At 69.1% G+C, this 22,282-nt stretch carries 20 protein-coding genes; 6 read left to right on the forward strand and 14 right to left on the reverse strand.

The genetic code is table 11. The features are described 5' to 3' along the window. Positions 1-109: 109 nt before the first annotated feature. Positions 110-1,756, reverse strand: coding sequence for a methylmalonyl-CoA mutase family protein (locus tag SY84_RS15070; protein WP_046844686.1), 1,647 nt, complete (start codon positions 1,754-1,756; stop codon positions 110-112). Positions 1,757-1,888: 132 nt separating this feature from the next. Between SY84_RS15070 and SY84_RS15075 the strand changes: the two genes are divergently transcribed. Beyond that, entirely contained in the window at positions 1,889-2,842 is a 954-nt protein-coding gene (locus tag SY84_RS15075) for a hypothetical protein (RefSeq protein WP_211117119.1), read from the forward strand. Positions 2,843-2,903: 61 nt separating this feature from the next. On the opposite strand, the gene SY84_RS15080 is transcribed toward SY84_RS15075, so the two are convergent. Next, a complete protein-coding gene (locus tag SY84_RS15080; RefSeq protein WP_046844687.1) occupies positions 2,904-3,935 on the reverse strand; it encodes a peptidylprolyl isomerase in 1,032 nt (343 codons plus the stop codon). Positions 3,936-4,016: 81 nt separating this feature from the next. Between SY84_RS15080 and SY84_RS15085 the strand changes: the two genes are divergently transcribed. After that, positions 4,017-5,081: a lipid II:glycine glycyltransferase FemX gene (locus SY84_RS15085; protein ID WP_046844688.1), complete on the forward strand. Its 1,065-nt coding sequence runs from the start codon at positions 4,017-4,019 to the stop codon at positions 5,079-5,081. A gap of 66 nt (positions 5,082-5,147) precedes the next feature. Here the strand turns inward: SY84_RS15085 and SY84_RS15090 are convergent, their stop codons facing one another. Next, a complete protein-coding gene (locus SY84_RS15090; RefSeq protein ID WP_046844689.1) occupies positions 5,148-7,226 on the reverse strand; it encodes a S8 family serine peptidase in 2,079 nt (692 codons plus the stop codon). 113 nt (positions 7,227-7,339) lie between these two features. Here SY84_RS15090 and SY84_RS15095 point away from each other — a divergent pair, with 113 nt between their 5' ends. From SY84_RS15095 to SY84_RS15105, 4 genes are all read left to right on the forward strand, one after another. Further along, entirely contained in the window at positions 7,340-7,855 is a 516-nt protein-coding gene (locus tag SY84_RS15095) for a metal-binding protein (RefSeq protein ID WP_046844690.1), read from the forward strand. A gap of 299 nt (positions 7,856-8,154) precedes the next feature. Next, the gene (locus SY84_RS16595) at positions 8,155-8,292 is read left to right on the forward strand and encodes a hypothetical protein (protein ID WP_157883014.1); all 138 of its coding nucleotides are present in this window, start codon (positions 8,155-8,157) and stop codon (positions 8,290-8,292) included. Positions 8,293-8,424: 132 nt separating this feature from the next. Continuing rightward, positions 8,425-11,205 carry a DNA polymerase I gene (gene polA / locus SY84_RS15100; RefSeq protein ID WP_046844691.1) on the forward strand — a complete coding sequence of 927 codons (2,781 nt, stop codon included), beginning with the start codon at positions 8,425-8,427 and terminating at the stop codon, positions 11,203-11,205. 72 nt (positions 11,206-11,277) lie between these two features. Next, the gene (locus SY84_RS15105; protein ID WP_046844692.1) at positions 11,278-11,877 is read left to right on the forward strand and encodes an HAD family hydrolase; all 600 of its coding nucleotides are present in this window, start codon (positions 11,278-11,280) and stop codon (positions 11,875-11,877) included. A 259-nt stretch (positions 11,878-12,136) separates the two neighbouring features. On the opposite strand, the gene SY84_RS15115 is transcribed toward SY84_RS15105, so the two are convergent. The 11 genes from SY84_RS15115 to SY84_RS15165 all read right to left on the reverse strand — a co-directional run bounded on the left by SY84_RS15115 (position 12,137) and on the right by SY84_RS15165 (position 22,151). Continuing rightward, positions 12,137-12,406, reverse strand: a complete 270-nt coding sequence (locus tag SY84_RS15115) for a thioredoxin (protein ID WP_046844694.1) — start codon at positions 12,404-12,406, stop codon at positions 12,137-12,139. Next, on the reverse strand, positions 12,399-13,394 hold the full coding sequence (nrdF, locus tag SY84_RS15120) for a class 1b ribonucleoside-diphosphate reductase subunit beta (RefSeq protein ID WP_046844695.1): 996 nt from the start codon (positions 13,392-13,394) through the stop codon (positions 12,399-12,401). Before nrdF ends, SY84_RS15115 begins: the two co-directional genes overlap by 8 nt. 224 nt (positions 13,395-13,618) lie before the next feature. Next, a complete protein-coding gene (gene nrdE, locus SY84_RS15125; protein WP_046844696.1) occupies positions 13,619-15,706 on the reverse strand; it encodes a class 1b ribonucleoside-diphosphate reductase subunit alpha in 2,088 nt (695 codons plus the stop codon). Then, a complete protein-coding gene (locus tag SY84_RS15130) occupies positions 15,685-16,119 on the reverse strand; it encodes a ribonucleotide reductase stimulatory protein (protein ID WP_245621355.1) in 435 nt (144 codons plus the stop codon). The genes nrdE and SY84_RS15130 overlap by 22 nt, the downstream gene beginning before the upstream one ends. A gap of 5 nt (positions 16,120-16,124) precedes the next feature. After that, the gene (locus SY84_RS15135; RefSeq protein WP_046844698.1) at positions 16,125-16,553 is read right to left on the reverse strand and encodes an acyl-CoA thioesterase; all 429 of its coding nucleotides are present in this window, start codon (positions 16,551-16,553) and stop codon (positions 16,125-16,127) included. Between the two features lie 458 nt (positions 16,554-17,011). After that, positions 17,012-18,379 (reverse strand): protoporphyrinogen oxidase, encoded by a 1,368-nt coding sequence (hemG, locus tag SY84_RS15140; protein WP_046844699.1) that lies wholly within the window; start codon positions 18,377-18,379, stop codon positions 17,012-17,014. Further along, complete coding sequence (gene hemH / locus SY84_RS15145; protein WP_046844700.1) at positions 18,376-19,332, reverse strand: ferrochelatase; 957 nt, start codon at positions 19,330-19,332, stop codon at positions 18,376-18,378. The genes hemG and hemH overlap by 4 nt, the downstream gene beginning before the upstream one ends. An 82-nt stretch (positions 19,333-19,414) precedes the next feature. After that, positions 19,415-20,491 carry a uroporphyrinogen decarboxylase gene (hemE, locus tag SY84_RS15150; protein ID WP_245621356.1) on the reverse strand — a complete coding sequence of 359 codons (1,077 nt, stop codon included), beginning with the start codon at positions 20,489-20,491 and terminating at the stop codon, positions 19,415-19,417. A 228-nt stretch (positions 20,492-20,719) separates the two neighbouring features. Beyond that, positions 20,720-21,091, reverse strand: coding sequence for a hypothetical protein (locus SY84_RS15155; RefSeq protein ID WP_157883015.1), 372 nt, complete (start codon positions 21,089-21,091; stop codon positions 20,720-20,722). A 107-nt stretch (positions 21,092-21,198) separates the two neighbouring features. Beyond that, positions 21,199-21,528 (reverse strand): cyclic-di-AMP receptor, encoded by a 330-nt coding sequence (locus SY84_RS15160; RefSeq protein ID WP_046844702.1) that lies wholly within the window; start codon positions 21,526-21,528, stop codon positions 21,199-21,201. A gap of 110 nt (positions 21,529-21,638) precedes the next feature. Then, positions 21,639-22,151: a transcriptional regulator gene (locus SY84_RS15165; RefSeq protein ID WP_046844703.1), complete on the reverse strand. Its 513-nt coding sequence runs from the start codon at positions 22,149-22,151 to the stop codon at positions 21,639-21,641. Between the last annotated feature and the right edge of the window lie 131 nt (positions 22,152-22,282).

Genomic DNA, 22,282 nt, shown 5'->3' on the forward strand with positions numbered 1-22,282 from the left:
ACCCTAGCGCCCGCCCGCGCGGCGCGCCTTCACGCGCCCACCAGCGTCCCTTCACCAAAACGGAAGAGGGAGGCCCTGACGGCGCTCCCTCTGCGGCGCTGTGGTCCGCTCAGACGATGGCGGGTTCCACGTACTCGCCGTACACGGTCTTCAGGATGTCCATCTGCTCGCCGAGCGTGCAGTAGGCGTGCGCGCACTCCAGGAAGGCGGGCATGGAGTTCGCGCCGGTCACGGCGGTGTCGCGCAGGGCGTCCAGCGCGGCCTGCACCCGATTCGGGTCGCGTTCGCGGCGCACCTGCGCCAGCCGCGCCTCCTGCACCCGCTCGACCTGCGGGTCGATGAGCTGGATGGGCACCTCGACGGCGTCCTGTACGAACTCGTTCACGCCGACCACGATGCGGTCCCTGGACTCGACCTCGCGCTGGTAGCGGTAGGCGGCCTCGGCCATCTCCAGCTGGAAGAACCCGCTGTCGATCCCGGCCTCCACGCCGCCCATCATGCGGATCTGCTCGATGTAGCCCATCGCGGCCGCCTCGATGTCGTCGGTGAGTTTTTCGACGTAGTAGCTGCCGGCCAGGGGGTCCACGACGCCCGCCACGCCGGTCTCGTAGGCGATGATCTGCTGGGTGCGCAGGGCGATGGTGGCGGCTTCCTCGGTGGGCAGCGCCAGCGCCTCGTCGAAGGAGTCGGTGTGGAGGCTCTGCGTGCCGCCCAGCACCGCCGCGAGTGCCTGAATGGCCACGCGGGCGATGTTGTTCAGCGGCTGCTGCGCGGGCAGGGACACCCCGGCGGTCTGGGAGTGCGTGCGCAGCATCCAAGAGCGGGGGTTCTTCGCGCCGTAGCGGTCCCGCATCTGCCGCGCCCAGATGCGCCGCGCGGCGCGGAGCTTGGCGATCTCCTCGAAGAAGTCGTTGTGGATGTCCCAGAAGAAGCTGATGCGCGGCGCGAACTCGTCGATGTTCAGGCCGCGCTCCAGCGCCTTCTCCACGTAGTGGAAGCCGTCCGCGAGGGTGAACGCGAGTTCCTGCACGCCGGTCGCCCCGGCCTCGCGGATGTGGTACCCGGACACGCTGATGAAGTTCCATTTGGGCAGGACCTTCGGGCCCCACTCGAAGGTGTCGATGACCAGTTTCACGCTGGGCGCGGGCGGGTAGATGAATTCCTTCTGCGCGATGAATTCCTTCAGGATGTCGTTCTGGATGGTGCCGCCCACCTGCCCCAGGTCCTTGCCCTGCTTCTGCGCGTTGGCGATGTACATCGCCCAGATGGCGTTCGCCGGGCTGTTGATGGTCATGGACGTCGTGACCTGCGTGGGGTCGATTCCCCGGAACAGGATCTCCATGTCGGCGAGGCTGCTGACGGCCACGCCGCACTTGCCGACCTCGCCCTTGCTGAAGGGGTGGTCGCTGTCGTAGCCCATCAGGGTGGGCAGGTCGAAGGCGGTCGAGAGGCCCGTCTGCCCGGCCTTCAGCAGGGCGTGGAAGCGCTCGTTGGTCTGCTCGGCACTGCCGAAGCCCGCGAACATCCGCATGGTCCACAGTTTCCCGCGGTACACGCTGGGCTGCACGCCACGGGTGTACGGGAACTCGCCGGGGTAGCCCAGGTCCCGCTCGGCGTCCCAGCTTTTCAGGTCGTCGGCGGTGTAGATGGGTTCGGGCTCCATGTCCGAGAGATTCTTGAAGTTGTACTTGCGCTCGGGGAACTTCTGCGCGGCGGGGCTGTAGACGCTCTGCATCCACTCGTTCTTGCTTTTCATCGGGGGACCTCCGGGGCGGGGGAGAGGCTGGAACAAACGCTCGTTAGGTTCCTGCCAGGATAGCAGGGCGCTCGCCCCCCGGACCCCATGTGCGGCAACCCACCGAACTGGAGGGCGCTAGCGTGTCCGGCAGTGACGACCACCGACACCCTGCCCGGCACCACTGAACTTCCGACTGCCGCTGAACTGGCCACCTTCACCCTGGCCACGCAGCACCCCGCCACGCACGGGTGGATGGACCGCGGCGCCCGCCTGCGCAACCTGACGGATGAGCACGAGATTGACCTGCAACTTGCCACCGACCTCGACCTCGCCGCGCAGCGGGCCGAATTCCTGACTGCCGGACCCGCCGCGCCCGCCTACCTGAACCGCTGGGTGACGGTGAGCGCCGACCTGCACGCCATGCTGAGCATCCGTTTCGAGGGACTGGACGTCACGAAACCCTTCGTGGACGTCAGCGTCACCAGCCGCCCCATTGTGCGTGCCGACCTCCCGGCCCTGGCGGACGCGGCCCGCGTGTACGCCGCGTTCCACCCGCCGCGCCTGCGCGTCTGGAGTGCCGCGCCCCTGACCGACTGGGCGGACCTCGACCCGGACCGGCGCGTCCTGGCCGCGCCCGTGGGGCACCTGCGCGGGCACCCTGTCCCGGAGGGGCTGACCCTGACGCCCACCGCCGACACCAGCCGGTACGCCGACGCACAGGCGGCCTACGACGCTGTGGACGCCGCCCACCCCCACCACCCGTACGAGGCCCGCCTGCTGCCCGCCGAGGACCTGCAGGAGTGCATCGACGCCGGAACCATGTTCGACGTCCACTGGCGCGGCGGGTGGGCCGGGTACGCGGGCACCCTCGCCCACCCACAGCTGGGCCTGGACGCGCAGGTCGTGCAGGAACTCCTGCTCGCCCCACACGCCCGGGGGCACGGCCTGGGCGCGGCGCTGAGCACCCTGTTCGCCCGGCACCTGCCCGACCCCGCCCAGGTCCTCAGCGGCACCATCCACGGCCGCAATCGGGGCGCGCTGAACGCCGCCACGCGCGCCGGGCGGCACGACGTGGGCGGCTGGTGGTGGGCGCCGCTGCGCTGACCGGCACAGGAGGAGGCACCGCCGGTTCAGCTGGCGGTGCCTCCTCCTGCACTCCCAGGGTTTACTTGTCGGCGGGCTGGACCGTCACCGTGGCCGGGAAGGTCTCGCCGCCCAGCTTGGCGACCTGGGTGTCCAGGTACTTCTGCGCGGCCTCGCTGGACAGCTTCGCGCGGATCAGCGGCGCGGCCTCCGCCAGAGGCATCACGCCTGCCTCGGTGCGTTTCGTGACGAGCACGAGGTGCCAGCCGAACTGCGACTGCACGGTCTGTACCTGATTCAGCGGGCCCTTGAAGCTGGCCGCATCGAAGGACGCGACCATCTCGCCGGGACCGAAGCAGCCCAGGTCGCCGCCCTGCGCGGCGCTGCCCGGATCCTGACTCTTGGCCTTTGCGACCGCCGCGAAGTCCGCGCCGCCCGCGAGGTCCTTGGCGATGGCCTGCGCCTCGGCCTGGGTGGGGACCAGGATGTGCTTCACGCACGCTTCCGGGTCACGCTGGAACTCGGCGCGGTGCAGGTTGTAGAAGCCGCCCACCAGCGCGTCCCCGAACGTGAAGCGCCCCTGGACCTTCTCCAGGTACGCGCCCACGACGGCGCGGCGTTCCAGTTCGGCGCGCAGGTCGTCCGGGCTGCCGTAGCCGGTGGCGGTCAGCGCCTCCTGGAATTCCGCGTCGGTCTCGAAGTCCGCGCGGGCCTCCTGCATCTGCAAGTCGATCTGCGCCGCGTCGGGCGCGCCGGACGCCCGCGCGAGCTGCTCGACGGCGCGGTCACGCACGAACTGCTTCAGGAAGTCCGCGCGGGCCTCGGCGAACTGCGCGACGTACGATTCCTCGAAGGGAATGCCCTGACCGTTCAGGACCCGCGCGACCGCCAGCCGGAAGGCCCGGTTGTAGTCCGCCAGCGTGTAACTGACCTTCCCGACGCGCGCGACGATCACCGCGGCCGTCATGTCGGCGCTTGCGGGCGCCGTGACCGGAGCTGGCGTGGCAGCGGGCGCTGGCGTGGTGACCGGGGCGGGCGTCGCGGGCGCGGTCGTGTCGGTCTGAGCCAGGGCAGCCCCGGACAGCAGCAGGGCAGTCAACAGGAATTGTTTCACCCCGCCACTCTAGCGTCCCGGCGCCGCCGCACCGTGACAGGCGCGTGAATCCCGCCGGTGGGGACTGCTACAATCCCCCGCGTGCGCCTGAACCTCGTGGAAACCACCGACCCGCGCGTCTATGACGACGCCGTGCGGCACCTGCCCATCACCAGTGCCCTGCAGGGCTGGGGGTACGGTGAGGCCAGGCGGCAGCTCGGGCAGACGCCCGCCCGGTACCTCATCCAGCAGGAGGGCCGCACCGTCGGCGCGCTGCAACTCCTGCGCAAGCGACTCGTGCCGGGGTTCAGCACCCTGTACGCCCCGCGCGGCCCCGCCCTGGAGAGCCTGGACCTGCTGCCGGGCGTGGCGGACGCCGTCCGGCGCGTCGCGCGGCCCACCGACGCCCTGCTGAAGATCGAACCGCCCGTCCCGTTCCTGGCGGCCGAGGGCGTCACGCTGCCCGACGCCTACGGCCCGTTCCGCCGCGCGGACACCGAGCAGCCCGAACACACCATCGTGGCGGACCTGACCCGCAGCGAGGACGAGCTGTTCGCGGGCCTGCACTCCATGGCGCGGCGCAACGTCCGCACCGCGCAGAAACTCGGCGTGGTGGCCGGGCGCGACGATGACTTCGACGCGTTCTGGGAGATCTTCACCGCCACGAACGAACGCGCCAAACTGGGTGCTTTCCCCCGCGAGTACTACGAGACTATGCTCCGCGAGGGGAACGCCCACGGCGGCGAGGCGTACATCGTCCTGTCGCGCTACCAGGGCCGCGCGCTGGCCGGAGGGTTCTTCCTGGCGATGGGCAAGGGCACCTACTACCTGTTCGGCGGCAGCGTCCGCGACGACCGCACGAACGAGGACGGCAGCCCCCTGAAAGACGCCAAGGCGCCCGACGCCTTCTACTGGAACGCCATGCTGGACGCCAGGCAGCGCGGCTACGAACTGTTCGACTTCTGGGGCATTCCGCGCGTCCTCGACGAGAGCAAGCACTCGTACGGGGTGTTCAAGATGAAACTGAAGTTCAGTGAGCAGCGCGTCTGGTACCCCGCGTACGACCTGAACCTGAATCCGGCCGCCCCCGCCATCGTGAAGGCCCTGCGCTGGCGCAAGACGCAGAACAACCTCCGCAAGCGCGGCAGCGCCGACGACGTGCTGTAACACCCCCTGGACCGAAGCGAGGCCCCCACACCGGCAGTCGGGTGTGGGGGCCTCCTCCCTGCTGGATCAGCGGGGGGTCAGGTCACCCAGCGTCACGCGCGGCGCCGCCTCCGAGAGCGTCACGGCCCGCTCGTCGCGCGTCTCGCCGCTCTCGCCGTACACGCCGTTGCCGTTCACGTCCGAACCCGCCACGACCTGATACGTGCCCTCACCCAGGAACGCCCGGAACGCCCCGGTGCTGTCCAGCGCCGGCTGGAAGCTCAGGCCCCGGCTGCTCTGCACGCGCACGCCCAGGCCGCTGCTCACCTGCGGGGCGTTCAGCGCCGCCGCCGCGTTGATCATCCCGAACCCGAACCGGTCGTCGCGGCCCGCCGCGCCCAGGTCCGTCGCGGTGCCGCGCAGGCGCGCCAGCGTGTCCTCCGGTCCGGTCGTGACGCCCTTGCTGAGCAGCAGCGCCGCCAGCGCCGCCACCTGCGGGCTCGCCTGACTCGTGCCAACCTCTGCCTCGTAGTTCGGGGCGTCCTTCACGTAGTTCCAGCCGGTCGACAGGATCATGTCCGGGAAAGGCGCGGTGTTGAACGTCCCCCCGTTGAAGGTCGCCCCGCTGCCCGGGTCCGCGCCGCCCGGCGCGGCCAGCTGCACCTGAGGGTACGCATTGCTGAACGCCGAGTGCATCGGCGCGCTCGCGCCCGACAGCGTCACGCTGCCCACTGCCACCGCCCCGTCACATGCCGCCGGGTAGTACGGCACCGTTCCGTACCCGTTCCCGGCCGCCGCGACGACCAGCGAGCCGGCCGCGCGGGCCTCTGCGATCGCGTCGCACATGGGCTGCGCGTCCGCCGCGCTGATCGCGCCGCCCAGACTCAGGTTGATGACCTGCGCAGGGTGCGGCGAGCGGTACGTCACGCCGTCCAGCGTGACCGGCAGGCCCGCCGCGTAGCGGATGCCTTGCGTGACGTCCGCCTCGGTGGCGTTCCCGCCCGCGTCGATCACCCGGATGGGCAGGACCTTCACGTTCGCCTTGTACGCCGCGCCCACCACGCCGCTGGGGCTGCACCCGGCGCACACGCCGCTGTTCTCGCCCCAGCGGGCCGCGATGATCCCGGTCACGTGCGTGCCGTGACTGCCAGTCGTGCGGCCCGGTACGGACGGGTCGGTCGGATCGGTGTCCGGGCCGGTCCCGTCACCGTTCGCCGCGTCCGTGATGACGTCCAGCGCGCCCTCGCCCGGCCCCCACAGCGCCCCCGCGAGGTCCGGGTGGTCGAACCGCACGCCGGTGTCGATCACCGCGACCGTCACCGCGCGGCTGTACGCGCCGCCCTCCATGTCCCGCCAGACCGCTCCGTACCCCAGCAGCGGGTACGCCCACTGCAGCGGCGCGAACTGATCGGTGGGCGTGACCGGCGTGGCGAGCGCCTGTGTGTTCATTGCCTGGGTGCGCAGCACCGCGTTCGGCACGGCGTACTCCACGTCCGGATCGGCCCGCAGCGCCGCCAGCGCGCCCTTCACGTCCGCCACGTCCAGCGCGGCGCTCCGTTCGCCCAGCGGCGTGTGCCGCTGCACCGACACACCCGCCGCGCGCAGCCGTTCCCGGCCCCGCACGTCCGCCCGCAGCGGCCCCGCCGCGCCCTGCGCCGACTGCGCGCTCAGGCCCGAGCGGTACTTCACGATCACGCCCCGCGCCTGCGGCGTCCCCACCTGCGGGCCCGTCACGCTCGTGACCACGTCTGTTCCTGTCACCGCTGCGGGGGCACTCAGGCGACCCGTCAGTTCGTACTGCTGCGCCGTCACCACCCATTTCGCCGTGCCGTTCTTCGCGTCCGCGCCACTGCCGGTCGTCCACGCGACCCGGATCACGCCGCTGAGCTGCGCCTGATCCGCCGCGACCGGCGTGGCGTCCTGCCGGACCGCCGCGACCGACAGCGCGACCGCGCCCGTCCCCGCCGGTTTCGACACCCGCACCCAGGACGGGTACTCCACGATCCGCCAGCTGCCGCTGAACGGCACAGTCACGTCCTGCTGCGCGCGCAGACCCAGCGCGACCGTGCGGTCCTGCACGCCCACACCGGCGGTGTGCAACTGGTCACAGGCCGTCAGGGCCAGCGCCGCCACGAGCAGTCCTGCCTTCCCGAAGAGATGAGTCATGTACGGCACAGCATGCCGCAAGAAAGCTGACGGCGCATGAAGGCCCGCCCGGACCCCACCGCGTACCCCGCGCCCCACAGGGAGGGCGGCGCAGGTGGCACAATGGGCCGCGCATGCCCAGCGGACGAGTCCACAACCTGATCAACATCGCCGCGTACAGCGTCCTGGCCGCGGGCGCCCTGTACGCCACCCGGCAGGACCTCCTGGTCGTCACGCCCGCCCAGGCGCTGAACTTCACGCTGGCGTACGCCGCCGGGACGTTCCTGCTCTCCCCGGACCTCGACCTCGCCGAGGGGAAGGTGGACAGCAAACGCCACTGGGGTGTCCTGGGTGTGCTGTGGGTGCCGTACGGCATGCTGTTCAGCCACCGCGGCTGGTCGCACAGCTGGGTGATCGGCCCGCTCACGCGCCTGCTGTACGTGGCGCTGATCGCCGCGCTGATTGTGGGCCTCGTGCGCTTCGTCGCGCCGGACCTGCAGGTGCCGACCATCCCGCAGCCCATCGCGTGGAAGGTCGTGCTGCCCTTCCTGATGGGGTACTACCTCAGCCAGTGGCTGCACCTGGTCGCCGACGGGGTCCGCCCCGACCACGGGCTGCGCAAAGGCTACCGCAAGGTCCGGGGCCGCTGACGCGCCCGCCCCCACGGTCCCTTCACAGATCAACGCGTCCCCACGTGCCGCGCACGCCGGACTCACGGACCGCCCGTAAGCTCCGGCTACCCACAATTCAACTCCCGGCCGGGTGAAGTCGGGACACGGGACGCCCCGCCGGACGCGGGGCTTTTTCACGGTGTCCACCCGCCCTCCCATGCCCCCCGTGGTGGGCTGATGAACGCCGCATTCATACATGCAGTTCCCCTCAAGGGCAGCTTCAGGAGGCTTGAGACGCCCGTCATGGACGCCCGAGGCACGCGGCGCACACTGAATCCATGAGCCTTCTGCTGATCATGGCCGCCCTGACCCTCCTGGTCATGCTCGTGTCCTTCGTGGTCATGACGCATGAGGACCGCGCGATCCTGCGCGAACAGGAAGACCTGCCCTTCCGGACCCTCCAGGCCGGGGACTGATCCCCGCCGCCCCCGCACTCTAGCCCCACAATCCAGTCCATCCACGAGCCGCTGCCGGTGCCCTCACCACGGCAGCGGCACTGTTGTGTCCGCCCGACTTGAACGCATTACGCCCCCAGTAGAATGCCGGGTATGACCTCCGCCTCCCCCGATACCCTGGTGCTGATCGACGGACACGCTCTGGCGTTCCGGTCGTACTTCGCGCTGCCACCACTCACGAACAAACAGGGGGAAGCCACCAACGCCATCCTGGGCTTCCTGCGCCTCACGCTGCGCCTCGCCCGGCAGCGCAGCAATCAGGTCATCGTGGTGTTCGACCCGCCCGTGAAGACCTTCCGGCACGAGCAGTTCGACGGGTACAAGTCCGGCCGCGCCGAGACGCCTGCCGACCTGCCCGGCCAGATCAACCGCATCCGCGAGATCGTGGACGCCATCGGCTTCCCCCGCCTAGAAGAACCCGGGTACGAGGCGGACGACGTGATCGCCAGCCTGACCCGCAAGGCCGAGGGCACCGGCATGCAGGTCCGGATCGTGACCAGCGACCGCGACGCGTACCAGCTGCTGGACGACCACGTGCGCGTCATCACGAACGACTTCCGCCTGATCGGCCCGGCCGAGGTGCTCGAAAAGTACGGCGTGACCGTGGGGCAGTGGGTGGACTACCGCGCGCTGACCGGCGACGCCAGCGACAACATCCCCGGCGCGAAGGGCATCGGCCCGAAAACCGCCGCGAAACTGCTTCAGGAGTACGGCACGCTGGAGGGCATCTACGCCGCCGCGAAGGCCGGCACGCTGAAACCCGACGGGACCCGCCAGAAACTCCTCGATTCCGAGGAAGCCGTGGAGTTCAGTCACCGGCTGTCCTGCATGGTCACGGACCTGCCGCTGAACGTGGAACTCGGCGCGGGCCGCCTGCCGGGCAACCCGGACCGCCTGCACGAACTGCTGACCGAGCTGGACCTGCACTCCGTCAAGCGTGACGTGGCCGCACTGGACGGCATCGAGAGTGTCCTGAGCGTCCCCGACGCGGTGCACGACAGCACCCACCGGGACGCGCTGCACGACGCCCCCGAGACCGCCGACGTGCCTGCCGCCCCGACCCTGACCATCCAGACCGCCGAGTGGCGCACCCCCGCGCAGGGCGTCATCTGGGGCTACCGCCTGTCCCGCGAGGACGACCTGACCGCCGCGCTCGTGGACGCCGCCACCCTGGAACTCGACGGCACGGCCGGCACCGTCCGCACCGCGCCCACCACCGAACCCGCCGAGTGGCGCAGGGCCGAAGCATATGCCCAGCCCGGCGGCCTGTTCGACACCCCCGACGAACCCGCCGCGCCCCTGACCAAGACGCAGCAAAAGGCCGCCGAGAAGGCCCGCAAGGAGCAGGAAAAGGCCGCCGCGAAACTCCGCGAGCAGTATCCCGCCACCGTGGACGACGCGCAGTTCGTCGCGCAGCGCACCGTCACCGCCGCCGCCGCCAAGGCCCTCGCCGCGCACCTGAGCGTCCGCGGCACCCAGGTCGAACCCGGCGACGACCCCCTGCTGATGGCGTACCTGCTCGACCCCGCCAACACCACCATGAGCGCCGTCACTCAGCGGTACCTGAATGTCCCCTGGCCCGACGACGCCGCCGGACGCGCCGCGATCACCGCGCAACTCCTCGACCTCCTGCCGCCCCTGCTGGACGACGCCCGCCGCAAGCTATACGACGACATGGAGAAACCCCTGTCCGCCGTGCTGGCCCGCATGGAAGTGCGCGGTGTGCGCCTGGACAGCGAGTACCTGCGCGGCCTGTCCGCCGCCACCGGCGCCCGCCTGAGCACCCTGGAAACCCAGATCCACTCGCTGGCCGGACGCGAATTCCAGATCCGCAGCCGCGACCAGCTCGAAGCCGTCCTGTACGACGAACTCGGCCTCGCCAGCGGCAAGAAGACCAAGCTCACCGGCAAGCGCAGCACCGCCGTCGCCGCCCTCGAACCCCTGCGGGACGAGCACCCCATCATCCCCGCCCTGCTCGAGTACCGCGAACTGGAAAAACTGCGCGGCACGTACCTCGACCCCCTCCCGAACCTCGTCAACCCCCGCACGGGGCGCCTGCACACCACCTTCGCTCAGGCGGCCGTCGCCACCGGGCGCCTGAGCAGCCTCAACCCCAACCTCCAGAACATCCCCATCCGCAGCGAAACCGGCCGTGAGATCCGCAAGGGCTTCATTGCCGACCAGGGCTTCTGCCTGATCAGCGCCGACTACTCCCAGATCGAACTGCGCCTCCTGGCGCACATCGCCGACGATCCCCTCATGCAGCAGGCCTTCCAGGAGGGCGCGGACATCCACCGCCGCACCGCCGCGCAGGTGCTCGGCCTGAACGAGGGCACCATCACGCCGGATCAGCGCCGCGCCGCCAAGACCGTCAACTTCGGCGTGCTGTACGGCATGAGCGCCCACCGCCTCAGCAACGACCTGGGCATTCCCTACGCGGACGCCGCCGGCTTCATCGAAACGTACTTCGCCACGTACCCCGGCATCCGCGCGTACATCGACCGCACCCTCGAATTCGGCCGCCAGCACGGCTACGTCGAGACCCTCTACGGCCGCCGCCGCTACGTGCCGGAACTCGTCGCCACGAACCGCACCCTGCGCGAGGCCGGGGAACGCCTCGCGTACAACATGCCCATCCAGGGCACCGCCGCCGACATCATCAAGTACGCCATGATCACCCTGGAACGCGAACTTCAGGGCACCGGCGCCCGCCTCCTGCTGCAGGTGCACGACGAACTGCTCCTCGAAGCCCCCGAAGACAAGGCCGAGGAGATCAGCGACACCGTCCGCCGCATCATGGAAAGTGCCGCCAGCCTCAAGGTGCCCCTGGCCGTCGAGGTCGGCGTCGGTCCCAACTGGTACGACACGAAGTAACGGGCACAGACGGCCCTCACCCTTCCTTGGCGTTGCCGTCCTGCCAGCCGGACACCGGCGTACCCTGCGGGCATGACCATCCGCGCCCTCTTCTTCGACATCGGCGGCGTGCTGCTCAGCAACGGCTGGGACCGCGAGCAGCGCGCCGCCGTCGCCACGCAGTTCGGCCTGGACCCCACGGACTTCGGTGAGCGGCACAAGCTGGCCGTGCCGGAACTCGAACTGGGCCGCATGACCCTGGACGAGTACCTCGAGCAGACCGTGTTCTGCCACCCGCAGACCTTCACGCCCGCCGACTTCCGCGCCGCCATGGAAGCCCAGAGCACCCCGCACGAAGGCGCCCTGGCCCTCGCCCGCGACCTCGCCACGCGCCACCGCCTGTACGCCCTGAACAACGAGGGCCGCGACCTGAACGACCACCGCATCCGCACCTTCGGCCTCAGCGAGTTCCTGCTGGCGTTCTTCACGTCCTCCACGCTGGAACTCATGAAACCCAACCCCGCCATCTACCGCGCCGCCCTCACCCTGGCCGCCGTCGCCCCGCACGAGGCCGTCATGATCGACGACCGCGCCCAGAACACCGAAGCCGCCCGCCGGGTCGGCATGCACGCCATCCGCTACGAGAACGCCGCGCAGCTCCGGGAAGAACTGGCGGCGCTGGGCGTGGAGTAAGCAGGCGTGTAAGCTTCAGGAGGATGTCAAACCCTCGCCAGGAAGCGAATTTTGCCCTTATCGAACTGCTTCTGGAGCAGATTGAAAGAGATCCTGATCTGCGATTCGGGCAGCTGCTCTGGAATCTGGGGATCGTAATCCCAGATGCGGCAGGCGGAATCCTTGATTCTCACGCGGAAGAGTCGCTTGTCACTCTTAACCGGGCCGTGCAACGGGTAGAACGACTTCGCCGCGCCGCAGAGTGAAGGGGGCGTGGCTCTCAGCTCTGAGTGAGGAACGCCTTGACCGCGCCGAGGCTGCCGGTGTCGAGCAGCACCTCTCCGCTGGGGCGGTGCAGCAGGGCGGGGGTGCGGGCCAGGCCGTGCGCGTCGGCCAGCGCGGTGAAGGCGTCGGGGTTCTGCTGGCGGTGCAGCACTTCGATCTGGTCGTCGAACGCGCCGCGCAGGGGGAGGGTCAGCATGCGCTTGAGGGTCTCGCACTGCGGGCACTGATCCTGCGTGAACAGCACAAAGGGTTTGGGGTCAGTCATGGGCCACCTCCTGCGCGGGCCAGAGTTCGCTGAAGTCGTCGTCGGTGAGGGCCTCGACCCGCAGCTTGGCGTAGCTGCTGCCCTTGGCGCTGAAGAAGTCATGCGTGGTGCCGCGGGAGCGGATGCCGTTCAGCACGACGGGGTTCACGTCCTCGTCCGGGAAGCGCCGGTCCAGCCCCAGATTGTCGGCCAGCACGTTGAAATTGAAGCGGATGAACGTGGCGACGTCCTCCACGAGGTTCACGCCGCCGTACAGCACCTCGGTGTACGCCAGTTCATTGCGGTACAGCGTGTCGAGGCTCTGCTCGTACCACGCGAGCGCCTGCGCCTGCTCGTCATCGGTCAGCGCAGCGAACTTCTCCTGCGCCAGCAGCGCCACGTACACGCCGTGCACCGCCTCGTCGAGGATGATCAGGTTGAAGATCTCCCCGGCCGCCACCATGCGGCCCTGCCCGGCCAGCAGCAGCGGGTAGTAGAAGCCGCTGTAGAACAGCGCGGTTTCCAGCATGCACGACACGACCATCTTCCGCCACAGGCCGAAGTCGCTGGTGTCCGGGTCGCGGAACACGTCCTCGATGAACTGAATCTTGAACTGAAGCTGCGGCTGCGCCTCCACCCACGCGAACACGGCGCGTTCCTCGGTGGTCGTCAGGAACGTCTTGTTCATCAGGCTGTAGCTGCGCGCGTGAATGTCCTCCATCATCCCCTGGAATTGCAGGGTCGCCTTGCGGATGTGCCCGTCCACGAGGCCGCGCAGGGCTGGCATGCCGACCTCGCCCTGGAGCGTATCCAGCGCGTTCAGGCCCGCCGAGGCGTGCATGTACGTCCAGCGTTCCTGCTCGGTCAGGCTCTTCCAGTGAATGGCGTCGTTCGTCAGCGGAATCTCATCCGGGAACCACAGCTGGGACGTGTACTTCTCGTAGAACGTGACCGAGAAGCTGTCTTCCGGGTCGCTCCAGTTCGTGGCGGTAAAGGGGGCTCGGGTCATATCAGGTCTCACAGGGGTTGGGGAGGGGAGAGGGGGTCTATCCGGTGGCGACTTGAGGGAAGGGGCTGAGGGTCTAACTGTCCAAGGATCTAAACGTCTGAGGGTCTAAGAATGGTTTGGCAGAGGGGCTTTTCCTAGACTCTTTGACCCTTTGACACTTTGACTCTTCGACCCTCGGACGGTCAGTCGTGTAGTCCGATGCCACCCCGTCCCCCGTTCCGCCGTCAGATGGCGCAGTTCAGGCACTCGTCGATGCTGACCTTGCGCAGGCGCGTGTAGTACAGCGTTTTCAGGCCCCGCGCGTAGGCGTACAGGTAGTAGCGTTGCAGGGTGCGGGTGCTGGCGTTGCTGGGCACGAAGAGCGTGCAGGAGATGCCCTGGTCCACGTGGCGCTGCGCGGCGGCGACGGTGTCGATCACGCGCTGCTGGTCCATGTCGTACGCTTCCTCGTAGAACCATTCGGTCATCTCGCTTAAGTGCGGCATGGGGTAGATGGTGCGGGCCTTGTTGCTCGTGCGGGTCTCGACGCGCTCGGTGATGGGCATGATGCTGGCCGAGGCGTTGCTGACATAGCTGATGCTGCCCGTGGGGGCGATGGCCATGACGAAGGAGTGCGCCAGTCCGTGCGTCTGGATGTCCTGCACGAGCGCCTGCCAGTCGGCGCGGGTGGGCAGCTCGTGACCCTCGAACAGCGCGGCGACCTCGGGTGTGGTCGGCAGGAAGTCCTCCTGCAGGTACTGCGCGAAGTGCTCGCCGGTCTGGTAGCGGCTGCCCTGGAAGCCCTGGAACACGAAGCCGGTATCGCGCGCAATCTGCATGCTGGTGCGGCGGGCGTGGTAGTGCACGGCCGCGAAGTACACGTTCACGAACTCCAGCGCCTCGGGGCTGCCGTACACGAGTTCGTTCTTCGCCAGGAACGAGTGCAGGCCCATGGCGCCCAGGCCGATGCTGCGCATCTCCTCGTTGGCGCGTTTCACGGCGGGCACCTCGTGGATGCTGGTCGAGCGGGCCACGTTGTCCAGCAGTTTCACCGCCGAGCGCACCACGCGCCCCAGGTCGCCGCTCGCGAGGCTCTGCTCAATGACCAGCGAGGCGAGGTTGCAGCTGACGTCCAGGCCCACCTGGTCCCTGTCCTCCTGCCCGTAGGCGTGGAAGGTGCTGGGGAGGGTGGGTTGCAGAATCTCGCTGCACAGGTTGCTCATCTTGATCGTCCCGACGTTCGGGATGGGATTCACGCGGTTCGCGTTGCCCTCGAACAGCAGGTAAGGGTAGCCGCTCTCGCCCTGCGTGACGGCAATGTCCTCCAGGATGCGCCGCGGCGACACGAGCTTCTTGCGCAGGCGCGGGTTCGCGGCCAGGGTCTCGTACTCGCGCGTCCAGTCGATGCTCGTGAACTCGCGCCCGGTCTCCTGGAACAGCGAGTGCGGGTAGAACTGGTAGATGTCCTGCCCGGCGCGCGCCTTCTCCATGAAGATGTCCGGGATGGTCGCGCCCATCGAGAGGGTCTTCAGGCGGGCGTCCTCGTCCGAGGCGATCTTCTTCGCGCTCAGGGTGTCCAGGAAGTCCGGGTGCATGACGCTCAGGTAGATCGCGCCCGCGCCGGGCCGCTGTCCCGCCTGATCCGCGTAGCGCAGCATGTTGTCCAGCATCTTCGCCACGCCCATCACGCCCTTCGTGACGTTCTGAATGCCGCGCAGACTCTCGCCCCGCGCGCGCAGGTTGCTGACCTCCACGCCGATCCCGCCGCCGCCCTTGCTGAGTTCCGCCACGAACGACAGCGTCTTCGTGATCGAATCCAGGTTGTCCGTGCAGTCCTGCAACAGGAAGCAACTGACCAGCCGCCCCGTGTTCGCCTTCCCGGAGTTCATTAGGGTGGGTGTGGCGGGCGTGAACGTCTGCTTCACCAGATGCTCCACGAGTTCCAGCGCTTCCGGCAGCGACTCGCTGCGGGCCAGCGCCGTGACGCTCAGGCGGTCCTCGTAGCGCTCCAGCCACTGCCTGCGGTCAGGCGTCATGGTCGCGTACTCGCTGTAGAACTTGAATGCGCCCATGAATGACCGGAAGCGGAAGTTCAGGCTGTACGCCCGCTCGAACACCGCGCGGACCTCCTGCGGGGTGAAGCGCGCGAACACCGCAGGGTCCCACACGCCCCGTTCGGTCAGCGTGGCGATCTTCTCCTCCAGGCTGGGGAAGGTCACAGTGTTCGGGTTGACCTTCTCGCGGAAGTACACCCGCAGCGCCTCCTGATCATGCGACGTGTCCACCACGCCACCCGCCAGCACCTTGTTGTTCAGTTCAATCCAGGGATCCATTCGTTCGTCCTTTCCGCCACCAGGGGCGACACCCACGCTGCACTCGATTCCTTGCCCTGCCCCGCCAGCCACGCCAGCACCGCCGCGCGGTCGGCCGCCGTCCCGCCCTTGTTCAGCCGGGCCACCAGCGGCACCCCGAACTGCGCGGCGATCCGGTCGCCCGCCCGCCCGAAGTTCTCGCCCCAGTGGTAACTGCCGCTCGCCACCACGCCCCGCAGGCCCGCGCCGTGCTCGCGCAGGAACGCGGCGGTGCTGTCCGGCACCTGCCCCGACCCGAACGTGTACGTCAGCAGCAGGAACCCCTCACCCGGCGCGGGCGGCTCGTCCCGCACCGATCCGACCGGCAGGCCCCCTGCCTCGCGCGCCAGGGTGGTCGCAAACCGCCGCACGTTCCCCGTCAGGGAATCGAACACCAGCCTCACGCCTCTGCCGCCAGTGGGGGTACGGGCGCCGGCTGCCCATCCTCGCCCAGCGCCACGAGCGCGAACGTCCCCGCGCACGCCAGTTCCCGCGTCTCGCTGTACATGTCCTCACGGAACACGTCCACCTGCACCGTCATGCTCGTCCGCCCGGTGCGCACCACACGCGCCACGAGTTCCACCAGCGACCCCTGCGGAATCGGATGACGGAACTCCATGGCGTCCAGGTGCCGCGTCACCACCTTCTTCCGGCAGTGCCGGGTCGCCGCGATGAACGCCGCCGAATCCATCAGGGACAGCGCCTCACCGCCGAACAGCGTGCCGTGATGGTTCGTCAGGCCGGGAAAGACGACGTGCGTCACGCGCGTTTCACGCGGCGGCACGGGCGGAAGGCCGCCCAGCGGGGGACGGGACAGGGGCAGGGTCATGGAACACCTCTGAGGGGCTTCCGGTGAGTCGTCAGACGAACCCGAGCGGAGCGAGAGGAAGACGGGGAGGCCCGGCGGCGACGGAGGTGCAGGTTCGGCGGTGTTCCGAACGTGCGCCGCAGTCAGAGCGGGGCCGGGTCAGGGGCAGCGGGGCAGAGGTTGTCAGGTGATCAAGGGGAAACCGCCTTGTGCCCCTTGCGCGGGGGCCGTGATGTGGGCGTCTCTTCGCTGGGCGAGCGTTCGGACTGAGGACCGTGGCGCGACCGTGCCGGACTGAAGCCCCCTGGTGGGGCGTGACCGGACTTCCCTCTGTTCCCGCGAAGTGCTGCGTGCGCAGCGACTGCCGGAGTCTACATGCGGTACCCGGATGGGTCAAATGCAGGTGCGGTATACATCATCTGGTATGACAGCAGAACGCACCGCCTCCGGAGTGGAAGCGGTGCGTGGTGGGATTCAGTCTACGCGGTGACGGGTGCCAGGACGGCGCGGGCGGCGGTGCGTCCGGCATTCACGCAGTCGGGGACGCCCACACCGGTGTAGCTGGCCCCGGCGATCTGCTGGTGTGCGGGCAGCGCGGCGCGGATGCGCGCGATGTGGTCGAGGTGCCCGACGACGTACGCGGGGTTCTTGCCGCGCCAGTCGCCGAACGCGTGCCACAGCGGGTCGCCCTGCGCGCCGAACAGCCGCTCGGCGGTCTCCTGCGCCATGACGCGGGCCTTGGCGGGTTCGATGTCCTTGAAGAACACGCGCATCAGGACGTGCCCGTCCGGGGCGCGGCCGTGCATCTTCGCGGAGTGCACCGTGATGGCCTTCAGGAGGGTGTCCTCGCTGGCGTCCACCTGCAGGCCGTGCAGGAGCATGTCGCCGGGGAACTGCTCGGCGCGGTACGCGAGCACCACGGCGACGCTGCTGTTCGCCTTGAGCTGCCCGATCAGGCTGGCGGCCTCCGGGTAGTCCCGCTGATACATGGCGCCCGCGTACCACGCGGGGGTGGTGTTGATGACGGCCCGGCCGCGCAGGTCCTCGCCGCCCGCGAGGGTCACGCCGTGCTCGTGCACGCGCAGGACAGGGGTATTCAGGCGGATCTCGCCGCCGGTCAGGCGTTCCTGCAGCGCGCGGATCAGGGTACTCGTGCCCTCCTGGAAGGACATGAAGACGGGGCCGGCGGCGCGGGGCGTGGCGCGGCTGCCCCGGATGACGCTGCCGTACTCCTGTTCCATCTTCAGGAACTGCGGGAACGCGGCTTTCATGCTGAGTTCCAGCGGGTTCGCCACGTAGATCCCGGCGGCGAGCGGCACGATGAAGTTCAGGCTTTCCGGCCCGAACCGCCGCGTGAGGAACGACGCGAGCGACTCGTCCTCGTCGGTGGGCGGTTTGGGTGGCACGTTCTGCTCGTCCAGGTAGCGGCGCAGGCCCTCGGGGGAGAGGACGCCACTCTGCAGGAACGAGTCGTCGTCCAGCGGCACGAACATCTTCATGTTCGGCGGGAACGGCAGGAGCTGGCCGCCGCGCAGGAAGTAGATCTTCTTCGTGTCCTCGCGCGGGTGGATGACCTGAGCTTCCAGGCCGACCTCGCGCGCCAGCTGCGCCGCGTACGGTTTGCCGAGGATGAACGCATCGGCGGCCCGCTCGACGAGGAAGCCGTCCTCGGTGCGTTCGGAATGCAGTTTCCCGCCCAGGTAGTCCCCGGCTTCGAGCAGCACGAACGGCACGCCGCGCGTCTGGAGTTCCCAGGCGGCGCTCAGGCCGGTGATGCCGCCCCCCACGATGATCACGGGCAGGTCACCGGCCGTGGCTGCACCGTCCGTCGCTGCGGCGTCGGTCATGACAGCGCGGCCACCTTGCGTTCCAGCACGCTGGCCAGCGTCCCGATGAACAGCGGGTCCGTGTTCAGGGCCGGGGGGCGCACCAGGGTCATGCCCAGCTCGGCGGCCGTCTCCTGCGCGGCGATGTCGATGTCGAACAGGATCTCCACGTGGTCGGACACGAAGCCCACCGGCACGCTCACGACCTTCTTGATGCCCCTGCCCGACAGGTCGCGCAGGTGCTCGTCGAGTTGCGGCCCCAGCCACGGCTCGGGGCTGCGCCCGGCCGACTGGTAACTCCAGGACCACTGGTCGTCGCGCAGACCGGCGGCGGCGGCGATCAGGCGCGCGGACTCGTGCAGCTGGTCGGCGTACGGGTCACCCTCGCGCAGGATCCGGACCGGCAGGCTGTGCGCGCTGAGGATCACGTGCACGTCGTCCCGCTCACCCTCCGGGAACGCCTCGATGCCCTCGCGCACGCGGTTGGCCAGGGCCGTCACGTACCCGCTTTCCGTGTGATACTCGTTCACGAACTCGAAGTCGATGTGGCCATGATTCATGCTCAGGCCCGCCTTGATCTTCTTCTGGTACTTCGCGACGCTCATGCTCGAGTAGTGCGGGGCCAGCACGATCGCCACCGCCTGCGTGATGCCGTCGTCCAGCATCTCGCGCACGGCGTCCTCGATCCACGGGTTCCAGTGGCGCATGCCGATGTACGCCTTCAGGGGCCGCTGCACGCGCGCCTGGAGTTCCTGCATGGTCGCCTCAACCTGCGCGCGGGTGAATTCCGGCAGGGGGCTCTTCCCGCCGATCTGTCGGTAGTTGTTCGTGATCTCGTCCAGCACGGCCTGCGTCGTCACGCGCCCGGCGCGGATGTCCGCGAGGTACCCGGGCATGTCCTCCAGGCTCTCGGGGCCGCCGTAGGCCATGAACAGCACGCCCAGCGGCGCTTCAGTGTGGGTGGAATCGGTCATGTCGCTCCTCTCAGGTCACAGGGGGAATAGGTTCGTGGGGCGGTGAGGCTTCCGGGTCTGTCGCGTCTCGATCGGCCCGGGATTACTTCGCGGTCTGTTCGTGCACGTAATCCACGAGGCGGCGCACCATGTCCACGGGCGTCTCGGGCAGCAGGCCGTGCCCCACGTTGAAGATGTGCCCGGGGCGGCCGTCCACCTCGGCCAGGATGCGGTCGGTCTGGTGCTTCAGTTCGCGCCAGGGGCCCTGCAGCAGCAGCGGGTCGAGGTTCCCCTGCACGCCCTGACCGGGCTGAATGAGCTTCCAGGCGTCGTTCAGAGGGGTGCGCCAGTCGATGCCCATGACGTCGCTGCCCAGTGAGGACATCTGGGGCAGGAGGTGGTGGGTGCTCGTGCCGAAGTAGATGACGGGCACGCCCAGTTTCTTGGTGCGTTCAATCAGGCGGCCCGTGGCGGGCTTCACGAACGTCACGTAGTCGTAGATGCTGAGTGCGCCCACCCACGAGTCGAAGATCTGCACGGCCTGGGCGCCGGCCTTGACCTGCTCGGCCAGGTAGTCCGCGAGGATCGTCTCGAACTTGTCCATCAGGCGGTGCCAAGCGGCGGGTTCGCCGTACATGAAGCGCTTGGTGCGCTCGTAGTTGCGGCTGCCCTTGCCTTCAATGGCGTAGCTGGCCAGCGTGAATGGCGCGCCCACGAAGCCGATCAAGGGCACGCCGCGCGGGTCGAGTTCCTGGCGCACCAGCCGGATTGACTCGGCGGTGTAGGGCATGACTTCCGCAGCGGCGGGGACGCCCAGGCGGTCCACGTCGGCGGGCGTCTCGATGCGGTTGTTGATCTGCGGGCCCACGCCGCCCACGAAGTCCAGGTCCAGGCCCATCAGGGGCAGGGGCGTCAGGATGTCGTTGAAGAGGATCGCGGCGTCCACGGGCATGGCCTTGATGGGTTGCAGGGTGATCTCGGCGGCCAGTTCCGGCGTGCGGATGCACTCCAGCATGCTGCGCCCGGCGCGCAGCGCGCGGTACTCGGGCATGTAGCGCCCGGCCTGCCGCATGAACCACACTGGGGTGTGGGGGGCGGCCTCGCCGCGCATGGTTTTCAGGAACGCGGAGTCGCGGTTGGTGGCGTCGGGCGTCAGGACGGGGGCACTGGGTCGGGTCACGGTGGAGGGGCTCCTTGCAGGTAGAGGGTGCGCCGTAGGGGCGCAGGACGGGAGGGGCAGAAAGCCGCACCGGAACGGGGTCGGGTGGGGCAGCGCCCGGTACTCTAGCGGAGAGCCTTCCAGTCAATCATCCCGGACCAACCGGTCGGTCAGCGCGTGCCGCAGGGCGTGGCGGTCACATTCTCCCGGGTGACGCCCGCCCAGACCGTACCGTACCCGTCACGCCAGTCAGCCGCGCACCCTGGCGTGGCGTCGTCGCACCGCACCCCAGACACTGCCGATCAGCGCGGTCAGCGCTATCCCGGCCAGCGCTCCGGGCAGTAGCGTCAGCGTCCCCACACCCATGGCCGACCAGCCTCCCAGTAGCACCACCATCACCAGCGCCGCGACGCCATGCCGGGCCGCCCCCCTGCGAGCCGACCCGCCGAACAGCCCACCGAGGAGCGCGGCAGGCAGCAGGGTCAGCAGGCCCAGGCGCATGAAGTCAGGCCCGGTGGCCTCCAGGTTCCGCCACAGGGCCTGTGGGCTGAACCACGCCTCGCTCAGCCGGAACGCCTCCCCGGCCCGCAGGACCAGCAGCGTCGCCAGGAAGACCAGCACGCTGCCCGCCGTGTACAGGGTCCCCCGCCAGACCCCAGTCAGCAGGAATGACACGGGGCCGGAGGGGCCGTGCTCGCCCAGCCTCCGGCCCGCGCGTCCTGACCCGCTCAGACCTTCACGAATTCCTGCACGCCCATGACGAACATCACCGCGCCGCCCACGGGCACCTCGACCGGGTCGTTCACGAGACCCTCGTTCTGCTCGCCCATCGGGACGCTGGGCGCCACGAGGCGGGTGCGGGTGCGGCAGGTGCGCTGCACGTGCCGCTTGAGTTCGTCGAGGCGTTCGTCGGACACGCCGATCATCAGAGTGGTGTTGCCCTCGCGCAGGAAGCCACCGGTGCTGGCGAGCTTCGTGACCTCGAAGGCGTTCTGGGACAGCACGCGGATCAGCGCGGTCGCGTCCGCATCCTGAATCACAGCCAGCACGAGTTTCATGCCCGGCAGGATACCAGACCCTCGGTGAAGGTTCCGTCAGGCTGATCAGGTAGCGCCGGGTGTAGACGCGAAAAACCCCCGCCGGAGCGGGGGCGTGCGTGCGCTGGGGATCAGGCGACGGCTTTCTTGCGGCCGGTGGCCTTCTCGGGCGCGGCGGCGCCGTCCTGCCCGAGCGCCTGGGTCTCCTTCAGGCGGAAGATCACGAGGCTGCCCACGAAGGTGCAGGTGATCATGCCGTGCGCATTCAGGAGGCTCAGGGCGGACATGACGTCCTCGCGGGTCATGCGCAGCTGATCGCTCATGTACAGGGCGCTGTCGGCGCGGCCCTCAAGGTAATCGCGGACTTTCTTCGCGTCGCCCGTCAGGGGGGTGGCGGGCACATCGGCCAGACCGGGGTCGGCCAGGCCGTACACGGCGCGGGTACCGGTGCCGGGCAGGCGGCGCACGCGGCCCTGGTCGAGCAGGCTGGCCAGCGCGGCGCGCAGGTGGCTCAGGGCCAGGCTGGTCGTCTTGGCCAGTTCGGTTTCGACCCATTCGGGCTTGCTTTCCAGGGCCTTGAGGACCAACTTCTCGTTGGCGCGGCGGGTTTCCTGCAGGTCTTCGAGGGTGGGGGGATTGAACATGTGGCCTCCGGTGCGCCGCTGGCCCCTGTCTGGGCGGGAGCGGTGCGGAACTGTGGCGGTTCGGGGGCAGTCCCAGTCCCGGCAAAGGGAGGTGGGTCCGGTGGACGCGATGCAGTCAGGGTTAAGTGTGG

The organism is Deinococcus soli (ex Cha et al. 2016), assembly GCF_001007995.1.
Taxonomy (GTDB): Bacteria; Deinococcota; Deinococci; order Deinococcales; family Deinococcaceae; genus Deinococcus; species Deinococcus soli.

Excerpts from the sequence above, each read along its gene's own strand:
- SY84_RS15070 (WP_046844686.1), bottom strand. The coding sequence starts at position 1,756 with ATGAAAAGCAAGAACGAGTGGATGCAGAGCGTCTACAGCCCCGCCGCG.
- SY84_RS15090 (WP_046844689.1), bottom strand. The coding sequence starts at position 7,226 with ATGACTCATCTCTTCGGGAAGGCAGGACTGCTCGTGGCGGCGCTGGCC.
- SY84_RS15095 (WP_046844690.1), top strand. The coding sequence starts at position 7,340 with ATGCCCAGCGGACGAGTCCACAACCTGATCAACATCGCCGCGTACAGC.
- SY84_RS16595 (WP_157883014.1), top strand. The coding sequence starts at position 8,155 with ATGAGCCTTCTGCTGATCATGGCCGCCCTGACCCTCCTGGTCATGCTC.
- polA (WP_046844691.1), top strand. The coding sequence starts at position 8,425 with ATGACCTCCGCCTCCCCCGATACCCTGGTGCTGATCGACGGACACGCT.
- SY84_RS15105 (WP_046844692.1), top strand. The coding sequence starts at position 11,278 with ATGACCATCCGCGCCCTCTTCTTCGACATCGGCGGCGTGCTGCTCAGC.
- SY84_RS15115 (WP_046844694.1), bottom strand. The coding sequence starts at position 12,406 with ATGACTGACCCCAAACCCTTTGTGCTGTTCACGCAGGATCAGTGCCCG.
- nrdF (WP_046844695.1), bottom strand. The coding sequence starts at position 13,394 with ATGACCCGAGCCCCCTTTACCGCCACGAACTGGAGCGACCCGGAAGAC.
- nrdE (WP_046844696.1), bottom strand. The coding sequence starts at position 15,706 with ATGGATCCCTGGATTGAACTGAACAACAAGGTGCTGGCGGGTGGCGTG.
- SY84_RS15135 (WP_046844698.1), bottom strand. The coding sequence starts at position 16,553 with ATGACCCTGCCCCTGTCCCGTCCCCCGCTGGGCGGCCTTCCGCCCGTG.
- hemG (WP_046844699.1), bottom strand. The coding sequence starts at position 18,379 with ATGACCGACGCCGCAGCGACGGACGGTGCAGCCACGGCCGGTGACCTG.
- hemH (WP_046844700.1), bottom strand. The coding sequence starts at position 19,332 with ATGACCGATTCCACCCACACTGAAGCGCCGCTGGGCGTGCTGTTCATG.
- SY84_RS15160 (WP_046844702.1), bottom strand. The coding sequence starts at position 21,528 with ATGAAACTCGTGCTGGCTGTGATTCAGGATGCGGACGCGACCGCGCTG.
- SY84_RS15165 (WP_046844703.1), bottom strand. The coding sequence starts at position 22,151 with ATGTTCAATCCCCCCACCCTCGAAGACCTGCAGGAAACCCGCCGCGCC.